General features: G+C 36.6%; 10 protein-coding genes. 2 read left to right on the top strand and 8 right to left on the bottom strand.

The window, feature by feature from the left end; genetic code table 11:
* Positions 1 to 153: 153 nt before the first annotated feature.
* The 3 genes from argH to larB form a co-directional block, all read right to left on the bottom strand.
* Entirely contained in the window at positions 154 to 1,542 is a 1,389-nt protein-coding gene (argH, locus tag FJR06_RS20620) for an argininosuccinate lyase (protein WP_168633142.1), read from the bottom strand.
* A gap of 442 nt (positions 1,543 to 1,984) precedes the next feature.
* Positions 1,985 to 2,257 (bottom strand): hypothetical protein, encoded by a 273-nt coding sequence (locus tag FJR06_RS20615; RefSeq protein ID WP_015079835.1) that lies wholly within the window; start codon positions 2,255 to 2,257, stop codon positions 1,985 to 1,987.
* A 3-nt stretch (positions 2,258 to 2,260) separates the two neighbouring features.
* Entirely contained in the window at positions 2,261 to 3,049 is a 789-nt protein-coding gene (gene larB, locus FJR06_RS20610; protein WP_015079836.1) for a nickel pincer cofactor biosynthesis protein LarB, read from the bottom strand.
* A gap of 358 nt (positions 3,050 to 3,407) precedes the next feature.
* Here larB and FJR06_RS20605 point away from each other — a divergent pair, with 358 nt between their 5' ends.
* Both FJR06_RS20605 and FJR06_RS20600 read left to right on the top strand, forming a co-directional pair.
* Entirely contained in the window at positions 3,408 to 5,072 is a 1,665-nt protein-coding gene (locus FJR06_RS20605) for a mechanosensitive ion channel family protein (protein ID WP_235082002.1), read from the top strand.
* A gap of 36 nt (positions 5,073 to 5,108) precedes the next feature.
* Positions 5,109 to 6,038, top strand: coding sequence for a mechanosensitive ion channel family protein (locus FJR06_RS20600; RefSeq protein ID WP_015079838.1), 930 nt, complete (start codon positions 5,109 to 5,111; stop codon positions 6,036 to 6,038).
* Positions 6,039 to 6,120: 82 nt separating this feature from the next.
* On the opposite strand, the gene FJR06_RS20595 is transcribed toward FJR06_RS20600, so the two are convergent.
* The 5 genes from FJR06_RS20595 to trmD form a co-directional block, all read right to left on the bottom strand.
* Positions 6,121 to 7,902: an ABC transporter substrate-binding protein gene (locus FJR06_RS20595; protein ID WP_168652177.1), complete on the bottom strand. Its 1,782-nt coding sequence runs from the start codon at positions 7,900 to 7,902 to the stop codon at positions 6,121 to 6,123.
* Between the two features lie 98 nt (positions 7,903 to 8,000).
* The gene (locus tag FJR06_RS20590; RefSeq protein ID WP_168633140.1) at positions 8,001 to 9,782 is read right to left on the bottom strand and encodes an ABC transporter substrate-binding protein; all 1,782 of its coding nucleotides are present in this window, start codon (positions 9,780 to 9,782) and stop codon (positions 8,001 to 8,003) included.
* A 55-nt stretch (positions 9,783 to 9,837) separates the two neighbouring features.
* The gene (locus FJR06_RS20585) at positions 9,838 to 10,383 is read right to left on the bottom strand and encodes a hypothetical protein (protein ID WP_168652176.1); all 546 of its coding nucleotides are present in this window, start codon (positions 10,381 to 10,383) and stop codon (positions 9,838 to 9,840) included.
* Positions 10,384 to 10,410: 27 nt separating this feature from the next.
* Positions 10,411 to 10,893, bottom strand: a complete 483-nt coding sequence (gene ispF / locus FJR06_RS20580) for a 2-C-methyl-D-erythritol 2,4-cyclodiphosphate synthase (RefSeq protein WP_168633138.1) — start codon at positions 10,891 to 10,893, stop codon at positions 10,411 to 10,413.
* 183 nt (positions 10,894 to 11,076) lie between these two features.
* Positions 11,077 to 11,772, bottom strand: coding sequence for a tRNA (guanosine(37)-N1)-methyltransferase TrmD (gene trmD, locus FJR06_RS20575; RefSeq protein WP_015079844.1), 696 nt, complete (start codon positions 11,770 to 11,772; stop codon positions 11,077 to 11,079).
* Positions 11,773 to 11,874 lie beyond the last annotated feature (102 nt).

The raw sequence follows: 11,874 nt of genomic DNA, 5'->3' as shown, positions 1-11,874 counted from the left end.
GTACAGTTGTCAGTTGTCAGTTGGAAGATAAATTATCGGTCATTGCCAAAAATAGTTCTCCAAATGCTTCGCCCGTACAGTTGTCAGTTGTCAGTTGGAAGAAAGAATTGAATTTCTCCCCTGTTCCCTGTTCCCTGTTTCCTAACTTAGAAATTATTTCACAATGAGTTGAGTCCGGGCGTTGAGAAGAGCTTGTCTAACTTGGACAAAGCCTGTGCCTCCGTAGCTGTTGCGGGCTGCAACTACTTGACGTGGGGTTATGGCTTCATAAATATCAGCAGCAAATGCGGGATGGATTTGTTGCCATTCTTCTAGCTGCAAATCTTTGAGTAGTTTACCAGCGGCAATACTGGTTTTGACGACTTTGCCCACAATGTTATAAGCTTCGCGGAAGGGTACACCCCGCGCTGCCAGATAATCTGCGACATCGGTAGCGTTAGCAAAGTCTTCTGTAACTGCTGTTGCTAATCGCTGATGACGAAATTCTAAACCTTCTTGCAGTAAAATTGTCATTGCTTCTAAACAGGCTTTGACTGTGTTCACGCTGTCAAATATGCCTTCTTTGTCTTCTTGGAGGTCTTTGTTATAAGCCAGGGGTAAACCCTTCATAATTACTAACATGGCTTGCAGATGACCAAATACTCGCCCGGTTTTGCCGCGCACTAATTCGGGTACGTCGGGGTTTTTCTTTTGGGGCATAATGCTAGAACCTGTGGCACAGCTATCTTTGAGGGTGACGAAGCGAAATTCTTCAGATGCCCACAGAATCACTTCTTCGGACAGACGGCTGAGGTGAACCATGATGATACTAGCAGCACAGAGGAATTCTATGGCAAAGTCCCGATCGCTCACTCCGTCCAAGCTGTTAGCATAAACATTGTCAAAATGTAATAAATTGGCTGTATAGTGGCGGTCAATAGGAAAAGTTGTTCCCGCTAAAGCACCACAACCCAAGGGGGAGATATTCACTCGTTTACAAACGTCTTCCAAGCGTTCCCAATCCCGTTGTGCCATTTGGAAGTATGCCAGTAAATGGTGCGCTAAACTTACTGGTTGGGCGCGTTGTAGGTGGGTATAGCCAGGAATCAGAGTTTCGACATTTTTTTCGGCTATATCAACTAAGACTGTCTGAAAGTCCCGTAATTGCTGGCGAATTTGTTGAATTTGATCGCGGAGGTATAATCGAGTATCTGTACCTACTTGGTCATTGCGAGAACGGGCGGTGTGAAGTTTTTTACCTACATCTCCGACAATTTCCGTAAGTCGCTTTTCTACGGCAAAATGGACATCTTCGGCATCAACACCGGGTTGGAATTGCCCTTGACGATATTCTTGACGAACTTGTTCTAAACCGTTAAACACTGCTTCCCCTTCTGTATAGGAAATTATCCCTGTATGAGCCAACATTTTGGCATGGGCTTGAGAACCTGTAATATCATATTCGATGAGTTCAATGTCAAAACTGATACTTGCATTGAAACGAGCGATCGCCGGATGCAGCGCGGACTCAAACCGCTGACTCCAAGTTTGTTTTTCGGTCATAAATCTGAAGGGAGAGGCAGAAATTATTTTTAGATGTTAGATTTTCAATACCTTGTCCAAATTGGAAAAAGCCTTGATTTGTAGGTTGGGTTGAAACATGAAACCCAACATGAGCCTTGGGTTGCGCTGTCGCTTAACCCAACAAAGCAGAAAATGGACAAGGTATTGATTTTGGGCGTTGCTGAATTGAGGTATGAAATTGAAAAATCAAAAAAATGAAACTCTTACTCTCTGAGACTGGATCACCTCTGCGTGTTAGCGAAGCGGGGCGAAGCCCAATAAAATCATACTCTTAATCAGCAACGCCGATTTTGAATCATGATTAATCCAAAATCTAAAACCTAGAATATAGCAGTTGTCAAGTAGTTTAAAACAGATACTGATCAAAAAAAATCAGATACCAAAAGACTTTCAACTCTATTCCTTGTTCCTGACCATAAATTTAACTGTAACTGGTTAAACCTTTAAACATATAGCCAATGACAAAACCAATAACCATCGCCCAAATTTGCCCAGTTTTGACAAAGTGATTCCAAGCACCTTGGATTTGACCCAAAATGTCTGTCTCTTTTACAAGACCATATATAAAGTAGTCTGTGTAATTACTAACAGTAAAATTGATATGAAAGTCCAAATTTCCCAAGATGAGAAATAGTGAGTCGTTAAGGTGTTCCATGAGATAAATATCGTAATTATACGCAGTTTTTACGGTCATACTTTAATATTTTTCTGCTGCCAAGCGTAATTTTTCTGAAGTTCTTAAAATTTGTCCCGCTAAAACCGCTGCACCAAAGCCATTATCTATATTGACCACACCTATACCAGCAGCGCAAGAATTGAGCATTGTTAATAAAGGTGCTAAACCGGAAAAACTTGCACCATAACCAATACTGGTAGGAACAGCAATCACTGGACAATCCGTCAAACCTGCTACCACACTGGGTAAAGCCCCTTCCATGCCCGCTACCACAATTAATACTGATGATGATTCTAGCAGGTGACGGTTACTTAATAAACGGTGAATTCCGGCTACACCCACATCCCAAAGACGCTGTACAGAAAAACCCGAAAGTTCCGCAGTGACAGCGGCTTCTTCGGCGACGGCTAAATCAGCAGTACCAGCGGAGAGAATCCCGATTTGTCCAGGAAATCTGACTTCAATCACCGGAGGAACAATGGCACAAATTCGGGCTTGTTCGTAATATTGGATACCTCTAACTTTTTTTTGCAATGCAGAATATACTTTTGGCTCAATGCGGGTAGCCATGACTACGGAAGTGCGGTGGCGCATGACTTCCATAATTTGAGCAATTTGTTCCGGTGTTTTACCAGGTCCCCAAATTACTTCCGGGAAACCTGTTCTTAATTGACGATGGTTGTCTATTTTAGCAAACTCACCTACAGATTCATATTGTAAGTTTTTGAGGGAGTCAAAGGCTATCTCTGGGCTAATTGTACCATTGGCGACGGATTCTAAGAGCGATCGCAAATTTTCGGGTTGTGTCACAGCAATTTTAGATTTTAAGTGAATATAATTATCCTTGATATGCGCTTGATATACACAAACATCAATTTATACTATAAATCTATTTTATAGGAATCCGGTTTGATTTATGCAAGGGTAAAGCAAAAGCTAAACCCCTACTTGTCACGGCTTCTTGTGTACGAAATTTGTTCAAAATATTGCCTTTGCTTTTAGGTTGATTATGTTTATAACCTTAATGATACCATATCAAAAGTAGATTAAGTAAGTCCATAAATTTAATCAAACCATGAACAAATACACCAATAAAAACAAGTATCTAAATATTTTAAATAAATTCATGATTAGCCTGATATGTTGTATTTTTATAATCAACATATCTATGGGTTATTCTCAAGATAAAACCGTAACTATTCAAGATAAAGCTATACCTGTTGCCCAAAATTCAGAAATTGTGAATAAAATAGATGGAACTCCTGTGTTATTAGGAAATACAACACTATTTGTAATTCAGAAAAATGTCGGTTCATTTTCTCACCAAGCGCGAGCGCAAGCTGTCACCAATAGACTAGAAAAAATTGCTAATGATCCATTAATATCTATGGATAAATTGCGAGTTGTAGAAAATTCAGATACAACTAATATTGTCATAGGGGATAAAACATTATTTACCATCACAGACAAAGATGCTAAAGCTGTAAATAAAACAAGACAAATACTAGCAGAAAAATGTATAGAAATAATTAGAAATGCCATCAATCAATACAGAAAAGAACGTAGCTTATATAATATTTTGAAGGGGCTATTTTATACTTTTATTTCAACAGTAATTTTATTCGTGTTCCTGAAAGTGTTTAATCAAGTTTATCCCAGAATTATTACTAAATTACAAAATTGGAGAGGAATTAGAATTCCTGAGTTAAGAATTCAAAATATAGAACTTTTACCCACAGCTAGAGTCAGTAATATTGTGACTAGGCTAGTTAAGATTATCTGCATAATTATAGTAATTAGTATTTTATATATCTACATTTCTTTAGTTTTAAGTTTTTTTCCTTGGACAAAACAAATAAGTTCTAGACTTATTAGTTATTTTCTAGGAGCAATTTATAAAAGTTGGTTAGCATTTGCCGATTATTTACCTAATATATTTGCATTAGCATTAATTTTCTTCATTACCCACTACAGTCTTAAATTTATTCGCTATATTTTCACAGAATTGGGTAATGGAAATATATCCATTTCCGGCTTTTATAATGACTGGGCAGAACCAACTTATAAACTGGTATTCTTAATTATAGTCGCCCTAGCATTAGTCTTAGCATTTCCTTATTTACCAGGATTTGGTTCACCAGCTTTTCAGGGTATCTCAGTATTTTTAGGTGTTTTATTTTCATTAGGTTCAACGGCTGTTATTACTAATGTTGTCGCGGGAACTATTCTTATTTATACCCGTGCTTTCCAAATAGGCGATCGCATTAAAATTGGTGACGCTATAGGTGATATAGTAGAAAAAACCCTGCTAGTTACCCGCATTCGTACCATTAAAAATGTGATCATTACTATTCCTAATGGAACTGTATTAACTAGCCAAATTATCAACTATAGTTCCCTATCACAAGACCCTAATTATTATCTAATATTAAATACTACAATCACACTGGGGTATGATGTGCCTTGGCGAAAAGTTCATCAAGTTTTAATTGATGCAGCAATAGCAACAAATAATATTTTAGCCGAGCCTGTTCCCTTTGTATTCCAAACCAGTTTAGATGATTTTTATGTCAGCTATGAATTAAATGCTTATACCAATAAACCTATACTCATGGCAAGTATTTATTCAGAACTCCACCAAAACATTCAAGATAAATGTAATGAAGCAGAAATTGAAATTCTGTCTCCCCATTACTCTGCTGTCAGAGACGGTAATCAGACGACTATACCAGAAAATTATTTGCCTCAAGATTACAAATCACCAGGATTTCGGCTATCTTCTTTAAATAATCTGTTCAACCCTGATAACAGTAAAAATACACCAGATTCATGAATGTAAATTAACTTTTTATTTAATAAGGAGTAACTTGTGGAAAATGCTTCAAAGACAATTCAAAACTTACTGGCGGATGCTATAGTTGTCAAATTGATTGAAGTAACTTCAGGAATTATTATAGTTGCCATTGTTTTCCGAATTTTAGCTCAAGTTTTACCGCGCCAAGTTCAAGACAGTGATTTGCGCTATCATATCCGCAAAGCCATTACCTTCATTGGCTATGCAATTATGGCTTTATTAATTGTTTTGATATTTAGTGATAGCCTGGGAAAACTAACAGTAATTTTTGGGGTAATTGGTGCTGGTGTCGCCTTTGCATTACAAGAAGTAATTGGGAGTTTTGCTGGTTGGGTAGCTATTTCCTTAGGTCAATATTACAAACCAGGAGATAGAGTATTACTGGGTGGGATAATGGGAGATGTTATAGATATTAGTATTTTGCGGACTACCTTAATGGAGTGCGGTGCTTGGGTAAAAGCTGATCTTTATAATGGTCGTATTGTGAGAATTGCTAATAGTTTTGTATTTAAAGAACCCGTATTTAATTATTCGGCAGATTTTCCCTTTGTATGGGATGAAATTACTGTACCAGTAAAATACGGGAGCGATCGCTCTTTAACCAGAGAAATTCTGCAACAGGTAGCTAACGAAGTTGTCGGGGAATATATGCCTCAAGCCAAGGCACAATGGCAACACATGGTACACAAATATTTAATTGAAGATGCCAAAATTGAACCTGCTGTCACCCTAACAGCTAACGACAACTGGCTAGAATTTACCCTGCGTTATATAGTGGACTACAAACAACGTCGAGGCAAAAAAGATATCATCTTTAGTCGGATTCTTGACGAATTCGACAACACAAACGGAAGTATAAGCATTGCGTCCACCACCATTCATATAGTAGAAACACCCGCATTTAACGTCAAACTTGTGGACAACAGAAATGAAATATCCCAATAAGAAACCAATAGCTCAAACTCTTACTCTCTGAGCCTCTGCGCCTCTGCGTGTTAGCGAAGCGGGGCGAAGCCTGACGAATTACCTACTTCGTAATTTTAATTTCATGAATATTCCAAAAAGCACCACCAAGCGCAGAAAATTTAATACCTTCAAAACGATTTCGCACTGCTGAGAGAGAATAGGAATTAACCAAATAAATAAAAGGCAAATACTCCTGCGTTAATTGTTGACTTTCCCCATAAATTTCCTTTAATTTAACCTCATCAAATTCCTGTGCGCCTTGAATATAAAGTTCATTAATTTTATTTTCCCAGTCAGCAACTTCCCAACCTTCAATCGGTTTTTGTCCAGCTTGAGGTTTTTGATTAAACATATGTAATCCCCCTTGAGGCGACCAGACATTTGCACCATCATTTGGTTCTAAACCCCCTGTTAAACCTATTAAACAAGCATCCCAATCTAAAGTATTAGAAAGTTTATCTATAAAGGTATTCCAAGCCAATGGTGTAAAATCTACTTGAATCCCAATTTTACTTAAATCCTGTTTAATTTGCGAACCCATTGACTCCCGAATTTTATTACCAGCATTAGTTAACAATGCAAATCTCACCTCATTACCTTGATCATCTACTAAGAGATTTTTTTCATTATATTTAAATCCCGCTTTTAGTAGCAATTCTTTGGCTTTATCAGGATTGTATTTATAAACCTTTAAACCCTGTTCTGGTGATAAAAAATAAGGACTTTGGACAGAAATAGGAGAATTTTGAGGTGTACCTAAACCGCGAAAAGTATTATTTAACATGGTTTGTCTATCAATAGCATAGGCTACCGCTTGGCGAAATTGCACATTATTAAACCATTTAGATTTAATAGGATCAACTAATGGTTGATTTTTCCTTTTTCCCTTATTTAAGTTAAAGGAAATAAAGGAAGTGCTAGAACTCGGACCACCATTATATATTCTAAAATTACCTTGTTTTTCCTGGACTTTTAACAAAGAAAAATAATCAGGAGAAACACCAATAGTATCTAAATCTCCAGAGCGAAATTGGAGTAGAGAAGTATCAGTTGATTCCACAATTTGCCAAACTATCCGTTCAATATAAGGTTGTGGTTTACCTTGAGCATCTTTACGCCAATAATAGGGGTTACGGCGAAAAATTACCCGTTGACTGGTATCGTATCTTTCCAGTTTATAGGGTCCATTAACAATAAGTTCTTGGGGAGGAGTATCAACACCCCATTTACTTAAAAATTCCAATTTCCCATCTTTATTTTTGGTTTTAACTGATTTTTCTAAAATATGAGCAGGTAAAATAGATGCTCCTGTATTTAGTAAAAAAGGTCTAAATGGTTCAGGGACACTAAATTCTACTCTTCTATTATCTATTTTTTTGACAGTTGGTAATTTGCGATCTTTTCCGACTCTTAAAACATCTCTAGTATCTGTAGGGATATTTTCATTCAAATAAATATCATTATAGGTAAACACAACATCATCAACTGTTAATGGTTGTCCGTCTGACCATTTTAAACCTTCGCGCATGGTAAAGGTAATTTTGGTTTTATCTGGTGATATTTCCCATGATTGGGCTAACACACCTTCTATTTTTCCGTCAATAGGATTTTGAGTTAATAATCCTTCATAAGTGTAACCAAAAATATTTGGTGATTCGGAACTCAGTGCCGCATTAAATGTTTTTGGATCACTGAGAATACTCGTTACTAATTGGGGTACTTGAGCCGCATTGGTTTTTAATTTAGTTGGGTTACAAGCGGTAAGTCCTATTGCTGTAAATGCAATGATTGTGATTAATAAGAAAAAGCGTTTTGTGGAATGGAGTATTTTTTGTAATGTCATAGTTTATTACCAGATATTAATATGAGAATGATTTAGACTCTAGCCAACCTAGAAAGTTTTTGGTGATTGGTAATTAGTAAGAATTTCTTCACTATTACCTATTTCGTAACTTTAATTTCATGAATATTCCAAAAAGCACCACCAAGGACAGAAAATTGGATACCTTCAAAACGATTTCTAATTGCTGACATAGCAGAGGAATTTACCAAATAAATAAAAGGTAAATACTCCTGTGTTAATTGTTGACTTTCCCCATAAATTTCCTTGACTTTCACCTCATCAAATTCCTGTGCGCCCTGAATATAAAGTTCATTAATTTTCACTTCCCAAGGTGCAACTTCTCTCCCTTCTATGGGCTTTTGTCCAGATTGGGGTTTTTGATTAAACATATGTAATCCCCCGTCAGGTGACCAAACATTAGCACCATCATTAGGTTCTAATCCATCAATTAAACCTAATAAACCAGCCTCCCAATCTAAAGTATTAGATATCTTACCTATAAAAGTATTCCATGCCAAGGGAGTAAAATCAACTTGAATGCCAATTTTACTTAAATCCTGTTTAATTTGCGAACCCATTGATTCCCGAATTTTATTACCAGCATTGGTGAGTAAACTAAATCTGACTTCGTTACCTTGATTATCCACTAAAAGATTTTTGTCATTATATTTGAATCCTGCTTTTATTAGTAATTCCTTCGCTTTATCAGGATTATATTTATAAACTTTTAGTCCCTTTTCTGGTGATAAAAAATAAGGACTTAGAACAGAAATAGAAGAATTTTGGAAAGTACCCAAACCACGAAAAGTATTATTTAACATGGTTTGTCTATCAATAGCATAAGCTACCGCTTGGCGAAATTGGACATTATTAAACCATTGAGATTTAATAGGATCAACTAATGGTTGATTATTTCTTTTCCCTTTATTTAAGTTGAAAGAAAGAAATAAAGTGCTAGAACTTTGACCACCATTATATATTGTAAAATTTCCTTGTTTTTCCTGAACTTTTAACAGCGAAAAATAATCAGGGGAAACACTAATAGAATCTAAATCACCGGAACGAAATTGGAGTAAAGAAGCATCTGTTGATTCCACAATTTGCCAAATTATCCGTTCAATATAAGGTTGTGATTTACCTTGAGCATCTTTACGCCAATAATAGGGATTACGGCGAAAAATTATCCGTTGACTTGTATCATATCTTTCAATTTTATAAGGTCCATTAACAATAATTTCTTCTGGGGGAGTATCAACACTCCATTTACTCAAAAATTCCAGTTTACTATCTTTATCTTTTGTTTTCACTGATTTTTCTAAAATATGAGCAGGTAAAATAGATGCCCTTGTATTTAGCAAAAAAGGTCTAAATGGTTCAGGTACACTAAATTCTACTCTTTTATTATCTATTTTTTTCACAGTTGGTAATTTGCGATCTTTACCAATTCTCAAAACATCTCTAGTATCTGTGGGAATTTTTTCATTTAAATAAATATCATTGTAGGTAAATACGACATCATCAACTGTTAATGGTTGTCCGTCTGACCATTTTAAACCCTCACGCATGGTAAAGGCAATTTTGGTTTTATCAGGTGATATTTCCCATGATTGAGCTAATGCTCCTTCTATTTTACCGTTAATAGGATTTTGCGTTAATAATCCTTCATAAGTAAGATCAAAAATATTTGGTGATTCAGAACCAAGTGCCGCATTAAATGTTTTTGGATCATTCAGAATACTTCTGACTAATTGCGGAACTTGAGCCGCATTGGTTTTTAATTGAATTGGGTTACAAGCGGTAATTGTTGTTGCTGTAAAAGCAATAATTGTGATTAATAAGAAAAAGCGTTTCGTAAGATTGAGTATTTTTTGTAATGTCATGGTTTTAATATTTTGATATTCCTGATACTGGTAATTAAATATAAATTATCTACTCTTATTCATAGTTTTGTGAATATGTTTCTCCATTTTTTATCTTTGCTAATAAACCTATTTTTTCAAATTTTTCAGAGGCAGGTGGTATTTCTGATTTCCAGTGATAACTCAAATCTCTTAACCAAGATACTATAAGGGTTTTCAAATAGAAATTAAATATTGTTTTCTCACAAAATTCTGAATCATAATGGCTGAGAATTTTTCCTGTATTTAATGATATCTCTGGTTTAGAAAATACACCATTAGTAGATTTAAAAACATTAATTTCTGTTAAATTTGCTAACATAACAAATCGCGGGTTTGTTTGAGAGTTTTGTAAATACAGATTGCTGACTTTTGATAAATCATTTTCATGACTTTCTAGAATTTCTTGCGCTTTGACATCTACTAATAATGCAATTTGCTGATTTTGATCTAAGACGATAATATCTGGAAAAGACAGTTGAAATAAACTTTCTATTTTCTCCGGTGAATCAAATTGATTATTCCAAATACTAGAAATAAGTCGGATTTTAATTAGTTCTTCTGGTTTATCTAAACTAAACATTCTCTTATTCTCCTATTTAGTTATGAATTAATCATCTGCTACTAACAAAACTACAGCATAAGCACAAATCCCTTCTTCTCTTCCCGTTGGTCCAAGTTTTTCATTAGTTGTAGCTTTGACACCAATTTGATTTGGTTCTACTTCTAAAACTGCGGCTAATTTATCCCGCATTTTAGAAATATGGGGTTTTAATTTGGGACGTTCAGCCACAACGACAGAATCAATATTGCCAATTTTCCAACCTTGGTCACGAATTAATTGATGTACTTGATCTAATAGTACAAGACTATCAGCCCCTTTCCATTTTGGATCTGTAGGGGGAAAATAATGACCAATATCCCCTAAAGATAATGCTCCTAACATCGCGTCCATAATGGCATGGGTAAGAACATCAGCGTCACTATGCCCTAACAAGCCGAGTTCATGGGGAATGTGAATACCGCCTAAAATTAAATTGCGATCGCTCACCAATCTGTGTATATCGTAGCCGTTACCAATTCTGATGTTCATAGTTTGTTAGTTGTCAGTTGTTAGTAGGGGCGAAGCATTTGGAGAAGCATTTTTCGCAACTACCGATAATTTATCTTCCAAATGCTTCGCCCTTACAGTTGTCAGTTGCAAAAGAATATTTTTCTCCCGCTACTCCCGCTACTCCCCCTACTCCCGCTACTCCCCCTACTCCCGCTACTCCCCCTACTCCCCCTGCTCTTCTTGCCATTTTTTCAGCAAATCGGGACGACGGGAAGCAGTGCGCTGAATTTGTTGTTGAAAACGCCAACGAGCTATTGCTGCATGATTACCACTTAGTAGCACATCTGGGACTTTCCAACCACGAAAATTAGCAGGACGAGTATACTGGGGAAAATCTAACAAACCCGCTTCAAAACTTTCATTTTTGAGAGATTCCTCCTTACCCACAGTTCCCGGTAGCAACCGCGTCACACCATTAATCAAAGCCATAGAAGGAATTTCTCCCCCAGTGAGGATAAAATCGCCCAAAGATATCTCACGAGTCACCAAATTTAGCACCCTGTCATCTACCCCTTCATAATGACCACAAATAACAATCAATTGGTCATAATTCGCGGCTAATTCCCGCAGCAAGGGCTGGTTCATCGGTTGTCCTTGGGGACTCATCAAAATCACATCACGACGGGGTAGAATCGGCAAAGACTCCACAGCCGCGAAAATCGGTTCTGGCTTCATCAGCATTCCCACGCCACCACCATAGGTTTCATCATCCACCTTGTGGTGTTTGTCCGTGGTAAAGTCTCTGGGATTAACTAGATGCACTTGAGCAATCTGTTTAGCTAAGGCCTTAGCCAGCAAACCAGAATTGAGAATTGACGTGAAACAGTCAGGGAAAAGTGTAACTATATCAAAACGCACAGTAATTCGTATTCGATAGAACTAATATTAAGGGTAGATACCTAGCCAATAGAATAACTGATAACGTAGCACATGAGTCAGGAGTCAGGAGTCACCGAGTCA

Origin of the sequence: Dolichospermum sp. UHCC 0352 (assembly GCF_009711925.1) — a bacterium.
Taxonomy (GTDB): Bacteria; Cyanobacteriota; Cyanobacteriia; order Cyanobacteriales; family Nostocaceae; genus Dolichospermum; species Dolichospermum lemmermannii.
Note: the sequence above shows the minus strand (reverse complement) of the source record. Positions and strands in the feature narration are given on the sequence as shown.